Genomic DNA, 15,041 nt, shown 5'->3' on the forward strand with positions numbered 1-15,041 from the left:
TTATGAAGTGGACATATCCAATAGTGGCTTTTATTGTATTCTTTGCTCTTGGTTTTGGTCTTGTAAACCTTATTAAAGAAGACCTTGAAGTAGCCCCTTGGGCCGGATCAACTGCTGAAGAAGGCCGCCTTATATCTCATACAAAAAACTTTACCCGACTGGTGAATGCAGGACCTGCAGATCTTCATTCTTATTTAAAGACTGCCATTCCGTATGAAGAAGCACAAACTACAAATATGGCTCCTTCAGAAGAAAACTGGCAAGAATTTTTTCTGAATTCCCTAAAAGTCAATCCTGAAGCCAGGCACGTTATCATTGTGCCCGGAGGTGACAAAAAAGCTTTAGCCTGGTCTTTACCAGGACTCTACTACGCCTATTTTTATGGTTCTCCGGTGATTTTTTATAACAACGGGGAACTTACAGGTAGAGAAAATGTCACCACTGCAATGCAAGCCTATGTACTGGGAACAGAAGAGATGGTTCCTGACGAAATTTTGAGCGACTTCAAGGATGTAGAAAGAATTTCCGCAAACTCACCCCAGCAACTGGCATTGAAACTTGCTGAATACCGGGACGAACAGACCGAATTTGGATGGGGTCGTGAAGTGGACCGGGACAATGGATATTTTCATTATGTGCTTACTACACCGGACGATGTGCTTTTAGGTTTAGCTGCCCTACCCTACGCCAAAAGTAATAACGCCACCTTATTGTATGTAGAAGAGGATGGTGGAATTTCAGGGGAATTGGATAGATATGCCTTTGCACAACGCTCAGACTGGTTTGTAACTCCTTCAGAAGGTCCTTTCAGGCATTTTTGGGTTGTGAGCAACAGGATAAGCTATGCAGCCCAGGCGCGACTTGACTTTGCTGTGGAAAAAGCAGAGTACGCCAGTATGGGACCAATTGCTTTGGGGGATATGGAAGCCTTAATGTCCATTTTCCTGATTTGGGGAATTGCTTCCGCCCTGTTCGTGTGGATCCATTCCCTTTATTTCCTGCCCATGGTAAAGATGCCCATAAAAATCGGCTGGACGCTGGCTTCGCTCTTGCTGCCGGTGCTGGGACCTGTGCTGTATATAAATTCCTATAGAAGGCCTGCAAAAGAAGTTGATGATGGTGACTGGAGATGGATACGCTCCCATAACCAGCAAAGTGCTACCGCTACTATTATGGGCTTTGGATATGGTGCTCCTTTAATGATAGTGGTGGGTTTCATTTTAGTCTGGTTCGGATTTCCCATTTTCTTTGGGGAAGGAATGGAAGGGCCTTTCTTTTGGCTGGGAGCGGGTATGCCTATTATGATGATTGCCATGTATATTTTGGCAGTGCTCATTGCCTGGGCAATGGTCCAATACCCTATGAAAAAATCAATGATGCCGGGAATGTCTGATAAAAAGATTTCTAAAATGGCATTTATCACCACAGCATTAAGTATGCTGGCAGTAAGCCTTGGAATGATGTCGGTTTCCTGGTATATGCTTATGGACAAGATTCCTATGATGCCAAAGGAGGACGATATTTTATGGTTTGCGAGTATGTGGCTGGCCTCCTTTATAGGTTTTTTGGTCGCCTGGCCTTTAAACTGGATTTTCATCCGTAAACATTTAAAACCCGGAAACGTATGATTAGATATTTATATACTATAGCATTAGGTTTACTTCTTACCGCTTGCGGAAAAACCGAAGGAGGACCAGGAGGAGGAAGTCATCCCCTTCAACAGGAGGCTTTGGCTACAGCTTACACTGTGAGGCTGCCTGGAAGAAACCCTGAAGAACAGGCAATCCTCTTAACCCAGACAGTTTATCCCGCCACAAGGGAGGATAATGCAGTTGGCGCTATCATTCTTGTTCCACAGGATGAGAAAATTGCTTTTACTGCTATGAATCGCATCACACATATGCCGGTAAACGCACCCTTACTTTACCTGACAAGAGACAACAAGATTTCTGAACAAACCCTTCGAGAAATGAAACGGCTTCGACCAGATGGGGTGCTACAGGATAAACGAACAGATGTTTATGCAGTAAACGTTCCGAAGGACCAGGTAAATAAAATTCGAGAGGTGTTGGGATATCGTGTTCGAACTTTTTACGAAGAAGATCCGGTAAAATTAGCCTCGGTGCTGGATATGTGGCAAGCGGCTATGAAAGCAGATCATCCCGATGAAGTCATCATCTCGGCAGTAGATCATCCTGATGGCATAAAACACGGTATAGGTCCTATGGGGTGGAACGCACATATGGGCAAAGGATTCGCCTGGGTTTATCAGGATTCCATTCCCCAGGCGACCCGGGATATTCTCAAAAGGAGATATGGAGATCATGGCTCATTTATGTACCTCACCGGTGGGCCAGATGTAATCTCAAATAAAGTTGCACAGGAACTAGGACAGTATGGGCTGGTCCGAAGAATTTATGGACCAAACGTTTTCGCTACTAACACAGTTAACGCCGGATATAAAGATTTTGGCAGAAACTGGGGATGGTGGTGGGACTGGGAACCCAGATCTTTTGGCTGGGGAATTGCACAGGCAGGCCACAACTATATAATTGGAAATCCGGACGATATGTTATCAATGATCCCGGCAGCAGTTTTGGGCCATATGGGAAAACACGGCCCTATTTTACTGGTCAAACCAGATAGTGTTCCTAAAGCCACAGCAGATTACCTAAAAATGGTTAAACCATTTAAAACAGGCCCCCAGGAAACCATCTTAAACTTCGCCTGGATCATTGGGGATACCACCTCTGTTAGCCTGGCGACCCAGCAAAAGTTGGATCGATTGTTATCACCTTTTGACATTCCGGCCGATACTTCGGCTTATTTAACTGAGGCGCCAACATTACAGGAAAAAAAAGATTAAAATGGAAAAACAAAACGAGAAGCAGAAAATGAAAAAACCAGAACCTGATCTAATGCTGGAGAGGACAAACAGAGATCCACATGGACAGCTCTTTTATCATCCATCGATGCTCTCCATGGCGATTACAGGCGCTATTATAGGTGGTATTTTACTTGGATTCATTGCCTGGATGGTGGCCGATGGTGCATGGTCTGTGGTAGGTTTAGGGCAAATGTCGGCAGGAAATCGAGGACCGGGAGCTTTTTTCGGCTTTGTAGTAGGAAGCGGGATTGGAGGTCTGTTTGGTGGTCTTTTGGGCATACATTCTACTCTTCGGGAAAACAGAAGAGTATCAGAAGAAAAAAGTAGAAAGTAATCCTATCTACACAAAGATAACTGAAGCAGGAATATTTTAAATCAATTTATTAAAATCACAGAGTCATGGAAACAGAAAGAGAACGAAAAAGAAAGAATATGTGGTATTGGATCATAGGAATTTTAATAGTCATTGCACTAATTTGGTGGTGGGCGGAAGCTGCCTAAAGAGTACGAAATCCTTATTCAATAAAATTCTAATCAATTAAATTTTTTAAACTATGGAAACAGAAAGAGAACGGAAAAGAAAGAATATGTGGTACTGGATCATAGGGACGATAATAGTCATTGTACTGATATGGTGGTGGTGGGCAGAAGCTGCCTAAAAAGCAATACAATTTTATACTTCAGTGGCTGCAGGCCTGGAAAAAGATATTTTTTTAGATTATGATGATCATAGTTATAAGCCGGCCGGCAGTCATTTTATAGTTTTACATGATCCCCTCTACAACAAATTTAAGAAACTGCCCCCACTACAGTAAAAATTAAAAAGATGAAGGAAAAATTTAGAATTATAATTCTCTTTGCTATTCTGGTGGGATTCCAAAGTTGCTATCGTATAATGCCTTCCAAAGGCGGCGGCCAGCTAAATGATGTTCCTGAAAAGCGAAATATAGAGCCCACTGATGTTCTTTTACCTGATGGGTATAAAATAGAGGTAGTGGCAAGAAATCTTACATTTCCAACTGCTGTTACTTTCGATGAGGCCGGCAATTTATATGCCATAGAAGCAGGTTATTCTTATGGAGAAGTTTTTTTAGAACCCAAACTGCTTCAAATACTGCCTGATGGTTCCACTACTCCTATATATACCGGACATAAAAATGGACCCTGGAATGGTATTACCTATAGCGACGGTTTCTTTTACATATCTGAAGGAGGGCAGCTCGAGGGAGGAAAAATACTCAAGGTGAGTAAAGAAGGTACTGCACAGGCACTGGTTGAGGGCTTACCAAGTCTTGGGGACCACCATACGAATGGTCCGGTCATAAAAGATGGGTATCTGTATTTTGGACAAGGCACGGCAACCAATTCCGGAATAGTGGGTAATGATAATGCCTCTTTTGGGTGGCTCCACCGCTTTCCCGATCTTCACGATATCCCATGTAAGGATATTACTATAAATGCAATAAACAGTGAGACAAAAAATGTTCTGAGCGAAGATCCCGATGATAAAGCAGTTACAGGCCCCTTCCATTCTTATAATAAAAAAGCTGAAACAAATGAGGTGATAAAGGGAGCAATTCCCTGTACGGGTGCTGTAATGCGGGTGCCAATCAACGGTGGCGATCTTGAGGTGGTAGCCTGGGGGTTCAGAAATCCTTACGGCCTCGCATTAGCCCCAGATGGACAGATCTACGTTACCAATAACTCTTATGATGTTCGGGGCAGCCGTCCCGTTTGGGGAACAGGAGATTTGCTTTTTAAACTAGAGCAGGATGCGTGGTATGGATGGCCAGACTACAATGGAAGTATGTCCATAACCCACCTGGAGGTGCCTGGAGAAGAAGACCCAAAAAAAATACTGGTGAATGATCCCGGTACGCCGCCACAGCCCGTGGCAAGTTTGGGGGTTCACTCCTCCTCCAACGGAATAAGTTTTTCCACAAATGAAGACTTTGGCTTTGAAGGCCAGGCTTTCATAGCCCAGTTTGGCGATATGGCACCCGGAGTAGGTAAAGTACTTTCCCCTGTGGGTTACCGCGTGGTTCGCGCAGATGTAGAAACAGGGATCGTGGAGGATTTTGCCACTAATAAAGCGAAAAAGAACGGACCGGCATCCTGGTTGGAAACAGGAGGTTTGGAAAGACCGGTGTCAGTGCAGTTCAGTCCCGATGGTACTGCATTGTATATTACAGATTTTGGAATCCTTGCAACGAGCAAGGAAGGTGCTAACCCTGTTAAAAATTCTGGTGTGGTATGGAAAATTACAAGACAAGATTAAAAGGAAGAAATTACAGGTTTATAGCTATAGCGCTTCTATCAGGCATTGCCATTATTAGCTGCTCTGCCCCAAAGACAAAACCTTATGCTGAAGTGGTCACGCTGCCAACAGAGCAGCTTCAAAATGGGAGGATACTGTTCAACAATTACTGTGCCTCCTGTCATCCTGGAGCAATGTCGGGTGTGGGGCTGGCTATTATAAATAAACCTTTGCCAAAGGCTCTTATTAAATTTCAGATAAGAAACGGAATTGGTGTTATGCCCGCATTTAATGAAAAACAACTCTCAGATGAACAGGTAGACAATATCGCAGAATACCTGCGCTACTTGCGTACAAACAGGAACAAAGACTAAATTCTGAGAAGTGAAATTACCAACACTGCATTTATTCTTTTGATTTTGTTCTCTGCCAACCTGCAGTTAAATGATCCGGACCCTCTGTTATGGTTTTTCATCCATTTATCTGGTGCAATATTATGCGCTTTTCCGTTTTTTAAAATAAGCTTTGCTGCCTTGTATTGGGTGGCCATGATTTTCTATACTGGTTATGCTGTTTACCTGTTATTCATTTCAGATGGGGTCCTTACCTGGTACAGTGACTATGGTGCCGGGAACATTACCCAAACTATGAAGGCAGAAAAACAGTACTAGTAATAATAAAGTAGTTGAAGTAAAATTAAATGCTCAGCTACTAAAGAAAAACAATAAAAATTGATTGATAGATATGAGAAAGAATGAAAAAGAAGTATTGGACGGGTACGTAGTGGATATTATTTGTCTTCGGCGTATTTCACCCTCGCAATATACTAAACAAGCAAGTGAGCATTCTACCGCCTGCGCTTTGATGGGCCACTGCGTAGAAAGCGGTTATGGATTGATAGGGGAGAATAACGAGCTAAAACTGCTTGATCCCAAAGCTACCCCTCGCATTGTTGCCCTCTTAAAACAAACCGACAAAGACAAAGGTGTACGCCTTCGAGTGGAGCGGGAACAAAATGACCAAGAAATGACGACCACAAAGGTCTCGTTTGCTTAACCCCGAAACAGTTAATCTATATGAAAGAAAAAAAGCCTTATCAGACAGAGTACAGGGAGGCAGAGGAGCGTAAACCTCCTTCCGCCAAAGTCATACATGATGCTATTTTTAAAGAAGCAATCTCAGAACTTTCCCGTTCATCCTCGGCATTATTCTGGTCAGGACTTGCAGCCGGATTATCTATGGGATTTTCTATGATTTCAGAAGGCTTGTTAAAGGCATATTTACCTGATGCCGATTGGAGCTTCCTGGTTTCTAACCTCGGCTATAGCGTAGGCTTTGTTATTGTGATTATGGGAAGGCAGCAGTTGTTCACAGAAAATACGCTAACACCAATATTACCTCTTCTGGAAAAAAAAAGCTATAGGACGCTTTTAAACGTCCTACGCCTATGGGGAATTGTTCTTGTTGCTAATTTAGTAGGAGCTGCTATTGTAGCTTACGTGGCTGCCCGTACAGAGGTTTTTGACCCGCACGTACAAAAGGCCTTTGCAGAAATTGGAAGTACTGCAATGGACCCTGGGTTTGAAACGACCTTGCTACGGGGTATATTTGCCGGATGGCTCATCGCATTGATTGTTTGGCTTATACCATACGAGAAAACTACAGGTTTTTGGGTAATAGTGATTTTGTCATATATTATTGGAATCGGACATTTTAGTCATGTAATAGCAGGCTCTGTGGAAACTTTTACTCTGGCTTTTATGAACAAGGTAGGATGGTGGTCCGTCCTCGGCAACTATACACTACCTGCCCTTATCGGAAACATTATAGGGGGCGTAATGATTGTGGCAGGAATTAATCACGCTCAGGTAAAATCAGATAATTAAAAAAAACTCCTGGCCAACTAAAAGGCTACAGTTCTTTAAAGTTAATGGTAAAGAAGTCATTCTAAAAAATCACTCCCAAAACCGAAAATAGATTTAACACAATTTTTATATAATTAAATTTTCAAGCTTTTTATTTTGCAAAATCGTTAAATACCTAATCAAATTAGGTTTAAATCAAAATATATCTTAACCAAGTAATCTTTAAATGGAAAATAATCAAAATAACAAAAAGCCTTATCTAAAATTCTTTTTAATGATAGCAACATCAATGTTGGCTATGTTCTTTCTAATGTATACACATTCTTTTCAAATTATAGATCATTTTTGGTATAGTGAAACAAGATTGTTTATGACAATGATTATGGGAGGGGCAATGATCATTATCATGTTATTGTATATGCTCAACATGTACAAAAACAGGAAAGCTAATATGCTCACTCTTGCTTTCGGAGTCATTTTAATTAGTGGGGCACTATGGCTGGTACGAAGCCAGGTAACCGTTTCGGGTACAGATTATATGGAAGGCATGATACCTCACCATTCCATTGCTATCTTAACCAGTGAGCGTTCTCAAATAGAAGATGTAAGAGTAAGGGAACTCGCAGATAAGATCATTAAAGCGCAGCGTAGGGAGATTATGGAAATGCAATGGCTGATAAATGACATAAGAGAAAACGGTATAGTAGAAACAGAGGAAGAAAAAAAGGAACGCCCGGTTCCAGATTTTGAAGGTTGGATCGAGAAAGAGACCATAGATCTGGAGGAATAAAAAAAACTGGTGTTATATCGGCGATTCTTCCTAAACCACGATTGTAACTTTAGATGAGAATCTCCAGCTCCTTGTGGGGCGAAGAGGTGACTAATTTTTAAAACTAACTTTTTGTGAAAATAGCCAATTCATTTTTTGCAGTTATTTTTTTTGTTTCTGCCTTTGTACAACACAACGATCCGGACCCATTTTTCTGGATGTCAATATATGGCTACGGGGCACTGGTCTGTATTCTGGCTATTTTCCGGAAGGATAGTAAAATTTTACATTATGCAGGTCTGGCCGTTTTCGTTTCTTACGCTATTTACTTATTCTTTGCTCCCAATGGCGTCTACACCTGGTTCAGCTTGCATTCCGCGGAAAATATCACCGGTTCCATGTCTGATGATAAGCCCTGGATAGAAGCCACCAGGGAATTTTTCGGATTGCTCATCCTAAGTTTTGCACATATTCTCAACCTGCTTTTTCGAAAGTCACTTAGAAATAAAAGAACACAAATTGTTGACCAATGAATAAAGAAATATACTTAGGGATTCTTTTCAGCCTTTTTACCTTCCTTTTAAGCGCACAGGAATCTGGCACCTTACAAGGAAAAGTGGTTTCAGATTCTTTTGAACCCTTGGCAAATGTTGAAGTAAGATTATTGAACACTTCTTTTCAAACCCGTACTGGAGTCGATGGAAATTTTTCTCTTCAGGAAATACCCTATGGCTCATATATTATGAGTATTCGAAAATCAGGGTTTTCAGAAACTATACGAGAAATTACCGTCGATTCAGCAATAATTGAACTTGAGGTGGTTTTAGGTTCTGAAGGAGAACGCCTCGGGGAAGTAGTTGTAACTGCTCAAAAAAGGGAAGAAATGATCCAGGAGATCCCCCTTAGCATAACCAGTCTTTCTTCCGACAACATAAAGCAAAGTCAGATCCAAAATACAAATGATTTAACTGCTATAGCACCAAACCTTTACGCAAGTGATCCCGGTGACCGTAGGACTATAACCTCAATAAGAGGTGTTGTATCTACTTCTTATGATCCGGCAGTTGCAACTTATATTGACGGTGTTAACCAGTATAACCTCGATACCTATATCACTCAGTTTTTCGACATTGAAAGGATAGAAGTTTTACGGGGACCACAAGGAACTCTGTACGGAAGAAATGCTATGGGCGGGGTTATCAATATTATAACTAAAAAACCCGAAGATGAAACGACTGTTTTTGGAGAGGCCACAGTGGGCAATTATAATCAACAGCGCTATATGGCAGGATTCAGGACTCCTTTAGGAGAGAAATTTTATTTTGGAGCGGCCGGGCTTTATGAGGAAAGAGATGGATTCTATACCAATGAGTTCACCGGTTCGAGTTATGATGATCAATATAATTTCTCAGGAAATTACTACCTAAAGTACCTCTTTAGCGCCACCTGGGATGCAACTTTAAACATTAAACATTTTAACGCTGAAAATAAAGGAGCTTTTCCATTGAACATGGGAATTGAGGCTGCTTTTGAAGATCCCTATACATTAAATCAAAATGAGATTTCCACTATGAAGGACAATACTTTTAATACTTCTTTGGTAATTGATCATAAAGGAAAAAACCTCAATTTTAGTTCTCAAACTGCTTATCAACAGAATTACAGGTATTATGAAAGCCCAATTGATGCGGACTTCTCTCCCCTGGATGCTCTGTCGATCATTAATGACTATGGAAAAGACTGGAATACAGTAAAAGTGGCGACACAGGAATTTAGATTCTCTTCTTCCAATAGCCCCGGCAGAGGCCTTGAATGGACGGCAGGAACTTATATGTTCTACCAGGAAAGTCCGGTAAAGCAAGCAACCCATTTTGGGGAAGATGCTGCACTCATAGGATCTGAACAAACAAACTTTTCTCTTATCAATACCACCGAATCAACAGGTAAAGGGATTGCCTTTTTTGGGCAGCTAAATTACCAGGTGACAGATGATCTGGGCGTTATAGCAGGCATAAGATATGATAATGAATACAAGAAGCAATCGGTTTTGGGAGAATACCAGCTGGATTCTGATACCGAACCACAATTTGAGTATCAACCTGACTCTACTGCCACAGCAAATTTCAATGCTTTTTCACCTAAAATCGGCTTAACTTATGACCTTTCAGAAGAAAACCTCATCTTCCTTACCTACAGTCGTGGGTTCCGGGCCGGCGGACTTACTCCTCTGAGTTCCGACCCTTCCCAGCCACCTTTATTTGAATATCAACCAGAGTTCAGTAACAATTACGAATTAGGAACAAAAAATTCATTTTTGGAAAATAAGCTGCTTGTAAATGCAACTCTGTTTTATACGGAAGTGACAGACGTCCAGGTGCCCACCTTAATATTGCCAGATGCAGTCATTGTTACCCGCAACACCGGAAGCCTTACCAGCAAAGGTTTTGAAGTAGAACTTCGTGCTTTGCTTACCCGTGGCCTTGAATTTAGTTATAACCTTGGTTTTACTGATGCCAGTTATGAATCGCTTCTTATAGCACAGGATGGAAATGAGGTAAACCTGCAGGAAAATAAACAAATCTATACCCCCGAGGTAACTTCTATGTTCGCCCTCCAATATAATTCAAATCTCGGATTTGGTAGTAACTGGAATTTTAGCGCCCGTGCAGAATGGAAATATCTTGGAGAACAATATTTTGATCTTGCTAATAATCTAAGGCAGGAGCCATATAACTTATACAATGGAAACTTGGGACTCTCATATAAAAATGTTGAACTAATGATATGGGGACGTAACATTTTTGACACCCGGTACATCAGTTATGGGTATAATTTTGGTGCAGTTCACCTCGGAAATCCTGCTACTATGGGAGTGACTATTTTTTTAGAGATGTAATTGAAGAAGAACACTTAAAATCATCACTATTGCCCTGCTATAGATTCAAGACTGCTTCGCTACAAGAAATAATTAAAATACGAATAGCTAAAATCTCAAGTTATAAAGCGGGAAATCCATTAAGGAGATCCCGCTTTTAAAGAAGTTCACCGGACACTAATGATTCAAATTATAGGATACATCTTAACCCATTTTCCTATACTCATGAAAAAAGCGATGAGAATTTTGAAAATGCTTCTTTCAGCGACACCCTTTCCTTTTTAGAACCAGGGGAAAAAAATTATTTTGGGTTTCTTGAAGAGGAATGCATTTTAATTATTTTCCAATTACCGTCTATCTTTTTAAGAACAGAGGTCGCTACACCTTTTTTCTTTATGGTTTTTGATTCGCTGTTTTCGCTTGGTTTGGTGACAATTGTATAAATATAAGTTTCGGTGGTAAATGCATACGGTGCATCTACCTGCACGTCAATTTCATAATCTGAATATTCAAATTTACTGAAATGCCCCAATTCCGGACCTATATGATGTTCTATATAGTTTGCATACGAACCTTCGACACCGCCGGATTCAAAAATATTAGAGTCCTTGGCAAATAATTCAAATGTACCTTCGGTAGTTAGATTCTGCATAGCGTTCTTGTAATTTTTCATTACGTTTTTTACAGCCTCCTTTTCTGTATCCATATTTTGGCTGTAGATTCGTCCGGTTGAAAAAAGCACCAGAATTAGAATTGTTGATAGTTTAAATATTTTCATTAATTAGATTTTTAAAGGTTTTTAATAGTTAAAATCATTCCATACCTTCATCGGGGTTATTTAATATTGTTTACAAATAAACAATTATTTTTAAAATTAGAAATTGCAAGGAGGTAATTTTCAAAATCTCTTTCACACCTTTATTTAATTTGTTTAAGATTTTAACAAAGACAGAATCAAAACATAACCGGCGTAGCTTTTTCGATTGTTACCAAATTATGTTCTCGCAAATTCATTTCCCAGAAACCATCTTAAACACTTTGCCGGTGTTACCTACAGGTCCTTCCTCATCGGTTGTAAGAACGAACATTTCTCCTTCTTTATTCTGGCCAAAAGACAGCAAATAATGGCCGATTGAAGTAGAGTTGGTCTGAGCAATTTTCAGCTCTTGAAAATCCCACATGCCGGTTTCTTTTGGAGTTGAAACAAACACTGCACCTGCAGGTTTTCCATGATGCTGCGTCCATGTACCAAATATGTATTTCCCGGCCATATTTTTAAGGTCTTCACCCCTATAAACATAGCCTCCTATTACAACCAGACCTTTTCCGCCGTCATCGACTCCGCCTTGTTTAAATTCAATTACCGGATCAATTAATGGATTACCCATTTTATCTTCCTTTGGACAATCTTTTCTTTCCTTATCATTATTGTAGGCATTAAAACAATGCGTTCCTTCCTTTACATTCCAGCCATAGTTCCCGCCTTTTGTAATCACACTTACTTCTTCCCAAAGTACCTGTCCCGCATCTCCCGCGATGAGATCATTGTTCCCCTTAATGTCAAAGGAAAACCGGTATGGGTTTCTAAGCCCATAGGCATAGATCTCGTCCATTCCCTCTTTATCTACAAAAGGATTGTCATCAGGAATGGCATAAGGACCATTGCCATTCACGTCAATTCTCAGAATACTGCCCAGCAGATTCTGCTCCACATCCTGTCCATTTCCACCGGCATTTTCTTTATACCAATCGGGTACATGCCCCATATCGATATCGTTTGCTCCTCCTCCATCACCTAGGGCAATGTAGAGGTAATTGTCAGGTCCGAAGGCCAAAGTCCCTGCATTGTGATTATCCTGTGGCTGATCGACCTTCATAATGATCTTTTCTGAAGCTTTGTCAGCCATATTAGGGTTATCCGGAGAGACCCTGAATTCTGAAATGTGGCTGGTATGATCCCAGTTCTCGGGACCATCTTGACTAAGGGGTGCACTATAATAGACAAAGAACCTGCCGTTTTCCCTGTAATCGGGATGAAAAGCAAGTCCTAACAAACCCCGTTCTTCATGGGCATCTTTTAGTTCAACTATCTCGTTTTTCAGATTTAAAAATGGCTCTTCCAAAAGCCCTTTTTCGGGGGTATGAATTCGAATCACCCCTACCTGATCAACGATGAAATATCTTCCAGATTCATCGGGAGATTCAACAAATGCCACAGGGGAAACCAGATTATCTGCTATAACCTCCAGTCCTACCGATTCCTGTGAAAAAGTTGCGAAGGAAATAGTTAATAAGCAGGTTAAGGAGAGAAAGAATCTAATTTTCATAATGGTATATTTTACGTGGAATTTTTTGTTATCAATCTGATAGTAAGATACACAAAACCATATACTGCATTGGTTAATAGCCTGTTAAAAGACTTATTTACAAAACAGATCAAACTTCTACTTTCGATTTAAGAAGCCCTTAATCTTTTTTTAACCCAGAACATGAATTAATATCCAAATGAATCCAAAAAGACCAATACTCTCATGCACAATAGCCACGATTTCGGTACATTTTTATGGCTAATGTCCCGGGAGAACTTGTAAACCCCGACAACGGCCGCAATGTAAAAGATTGTAAAACTATACCAATGCTTATGGTGTTGTTCAGTTGTCAACGCAAAAATAAGTATTAGAAGGATCCCTAAAACGGCAAAAGTACCTTAGGCAAAAACAATGGCTTTTGGCGGATGTTTTTTTGCAAAATGCGCATTAAAAGGTAAGATCCAAGAATTACTGAAAAGGTAATTAATGTTATTGCTGCAATGATCATTTCGTTTTATTTCTGAGGATTAATATTTCTTTGATCAAGTGGCGAAAACGCAGGGCCTTCAATAACTTCTCCCGTGGGTTTAAATCTGCTGCCATGGCAGGGACAGTCCCATGTTTTCTCTTCATTGTTCCAGTTAACGATGCAATCCATATGAGTACAAACAGCAGATGCCGCGCAAAGTTTTCCGTCTTCGTTGCGATGCACCGCCCACTTCTCATCCTTCACTTCCACAATTTTACCTTCTCCCTTTTTTATTTCAGAGAACTTCTCTGCTTCTGCACTGCCGGGATAGTCTTTAAGATATTCTCCCAGGACGTTTAAATTCTCCTTCAAAAAAGGTTTTGCAGATTTGAGAGGAGTGAATCGTTTTGCTTTATAAATTTCTGCCCATTCATTATCTCTCCCAGTTAGGAGATCTCTAAATAATAAAGCTGAAACCACCCCGTATGTAAGTCCATCGGTTGAGAAACCGGTTGCTACATAAATTTGATCATCTGTGCTTTCTCCTATGTATGGAAGCCCATCTGCAGGTTTGTAATGCTGCGCAGACCACCTATACGCTACTGCCTCAACATCATAATACTTTCTTAGGTTCTTTTCGAGATCTTCGAAATAATTCTTATCCCTATCCTCCTGCCCCACCTTATGGTGATAGCCAACAGTTATTAAGAACTTTCCTTCTTCAGTTTCATAAGTACGCAGGGAGGGATGTGTTTTTGATTCGGCACTCCAGAAAATACCTTCTGGATAGTCCCCGGATCGTAAGCGAGCCGCCAGAGCATATTCGCGGTGAGGGAAAAGGGTTGTATGAAGACCATAAACCCCTTTGGGTGTATGTGTGGCGAGAATGACTTTTGCAGCTTTTACTTTTGCGTTTGGCGTATGTAAAATGTGAGTTGCTCCTTTTTCAATTTGATGAACCGGAGTATTCTCATAAATCCTACAGTTGTTTTTTAGGTTTTGCGCCAACCCAGAGACAAAAGCTGCGGGGTTGAACTGAGCCTGGTTTTCAACTCTTATTCCCGATTTAATTGAGAACGGCAGCGAAGTTGATGTAATATCCTGTACTTCAAGACCAAATCTTTTCAGGGTTTCTTTTGTGGTCTTGATCATCTCTTCTTCTTCGCCTGTTTCGCTATATAAGATCCAAGGCTGTCGTTTAAAACTACATTTTATCTCGTGACGAAATACCAAATCCTCTATTAGATCAACCGCAGTTGTCCGAGATTCAGCCACTTTCCTGGCGGTATTGTCGTCAAACTTTGCCTGGATGTGATGCAGCCGGTTATCCACCATGGTGTATAAATTACCAGTAGAACCAGCGGTTGTGCCTCCACCCACGCTCATGCTTTCCAAAACTGCAACTTGAATACCTTCCTCAGCCAGGAGGTAAGCAGTAGTAATTCCGGTAATTCCACCCCCTATAATAGCAACCTCCACCTCTATATCTTTAGTCAAAGGGGTGGCCTTGGTATTAAAGGCTTTAGCTTTCCAAATTGATTCCGTCATGAGTTTTATATTTTTACAAATTTTGATAACGAATATTAGATATTTATTTTAATTTTTTGGAT

Annotated in this window: 14 protein-coding genes; 11 read left to right on the plus strand and 3 right to left on the minus strand. The window is 40.8% G+C overall.

What is annotated here, in order from left to right:
• Positions 1 to 2 precede the first annotated feature (2 nt).
• The 11 genes from HC175_RS06945 (at position 3) to HC175_RS24600 (ending at position 10,674) form a co-directional block, all read left to right on the plus strand.
• A complete protein-coding gene (locus HC175_RS06945) occupies positions 3 to 1,628 on the plus strand; it encodes a DUF4396 domain-containing protein (RefSeq protein ID WP_168137765.1) in 1,626 nt (541 codons plus the stop codon).
• Positions 1,625 to 2,866 carry a hypothetical protein gene (locus HC175_RS06950; RefSeq protein WP_168137766.1) on the plus strand — a complete coding sequence of 414 codons (1,242 nt, stop codon included), beginning with the start codon at positions 1,625 to 1,627 and terminating at the stop codon, positions 2,864 to 2,866. The genes HC175_RS06945 and HC175_RS06950 overlap by 4 nt, the downstream gene beginning before the upstream one ends.
• Position 2,867: 1 nt before the next feature.
• Positions 2,868 to 3,221: a hypothetical protein gene (locus HC175_RS06955; protein ID WP_168137767.1), complete on the plus strand. Its 354-nt coding sequence runs from the start codon at positions 2,868 to 2,870 to the stop codon at positions 3,219 to 3,221.
• Positions 3,222 to 3,713: 492 nt separating this feature from the next.
• Positions 3,714 to 5,165: a PQQ-dependent sugar dehydrogenase gene (locus tag HC175_RS06960; RefSeq protein ID WP_168137768.1), complete on the plus strand. Its 1,452-nt coding sequence runs from the start codon at positions 3,714 to 3,716 to the stop codon at positions 5,163 to 5,165.
• Positions 5,141 to 5,518: a c-type cytochrome gene (locus HC175_RS06965; protein ID WP_168137769.1), complete on the plus strand. Its 378-nt coding sequence runs from the start codon at positions 5,141 to 5,143 to the stop codon at positions 5,516 to 5,518. Before HC175_RS06960 ends, HC175_RS06965 begins: the two co-directional genes overlap by 25 nt.
• Before the next feature lie 45 nt (positions 5,519 to 5,563).
• Positions 5,564 to 5,815: a transmembrane 220 family protein gene (locus tag HC175_RS06970; protein WP_209309943.1), complete on the plus strand. Its 252-nt coding sequence runs from the start codon at positions 5,564 to 5,566 to the stop codon at positions 5,813 to 5,815.
• Positions 5,816 to 5,888: 73 nt separating this feature from the next.
• A complete protein-coding gene (locus HC175_RS06975) occupies positions 5,889 to 6,200 on the plus strand; it encodes a hypothetical protein (RefSeq protein ID WP_168137771.1) in 312 nt (103 codons plus the stop codon).
• Between the two features lie 20 nt (positions 6,201 to 6,220).
• A complete protein-coding gene (locus HC175_RS06980; protein ID WP_168137772.1) occupies positions 6,221 to 7,030 on the plus strand; it encodes a formate/nitrite transporter family protein in 810 nt (269 codons plus the stop codon).
• A gap of 253 nt (positions 7,031 to 7,283) precedes the next feature.
• Complete coding sequence (locus HC175_RS06985) at positions 7,284 to 7,799, plus strand: DUF305 domain-containing protein (RefSeq protein ID WP_235942544.1); 516 nt, start codon at positions 7,284 to 7,286, stop codon at positions 7,797 to 7,799.
• A 113-nt stretch (positions 7,800 to 7,912) separates the two neighbouring features.
• Positions 7,913 to 8,311, plus strand: a complete 399-nt coding sequence (locus HC175_RS06990; RefSeq protein WP_168137774.1) for a transmembrane 220 family protein — start codon at positions 7,913 to 7,915, stop codon at positions 8,309 to 8,311.
• Positions 8,308 to 10,674, plus strand: a complete 2,367-nt coding sequence (locus HC175_RS24600; protein ID WP_168137775.1) for a TonB-dependent receptor — start codon at positions 8,308 to 8,310, stop codon at positions 10,672 to 10,674. The genes HC175_RS06990 and HC175_RS24600 overlap by 4 nt, the downstream gene beginning before the upstream one ends.
• A 280-nt stretch (positions 10,675 to 10,954) precedes the next feature.
• Here HC175_RS24600 and HC175_RS07000 read toward each other — a convergent pair whose 3' ends face one another.
• The 3 genes from HC175_RS07000 to HC175_RS07010 all read right to left on the minus strand — a co-directional run bounded on the left by HC175_RS07000 (position 10,955) and on the right by HC175_RS07010 (position 14,979).
• A complete protein-coding gene (locus tag HC175_RS07000) occupies positions 10,955 to 11,431 on the minus strand; it encodes a YybH family protein (protein WP_168137776.1) in 477 nt (158 codons plus the stop codon).
• Positions 11,432 to 11,663: 232 nt separating this feature from the next.
• Complete coding sequence (locus HC175_RS07005) at positions 11,664 to 12,980, minus strand: PQQ-dependent sugar dehydrogenase (RefSeq protein ID WP_168137777.1); 1,317 nt, start codon at positions 12,978 to 12,980, stop codon at positions 11,664 to 11,666.
• Between the two features lie 496 nt (positions 12,981 to 13,476).
• Complete coding sequence (locus HC175_RS07010; RefSeq protein WP_168137778.1) at positions 13,477 to 14,979, minus strand: FAD-dependent oxidoreductase; 1,503 nt, start codon at positions 14,977 to 14,979, stop codon at positions 13,477 to 13,479.
• Between the last annotated feature and the right edge of the window lie 62 nt (positions 14,980 to 15,041).

Source organism: Salinimicrobium oceani, assembly GCF_012037645.1.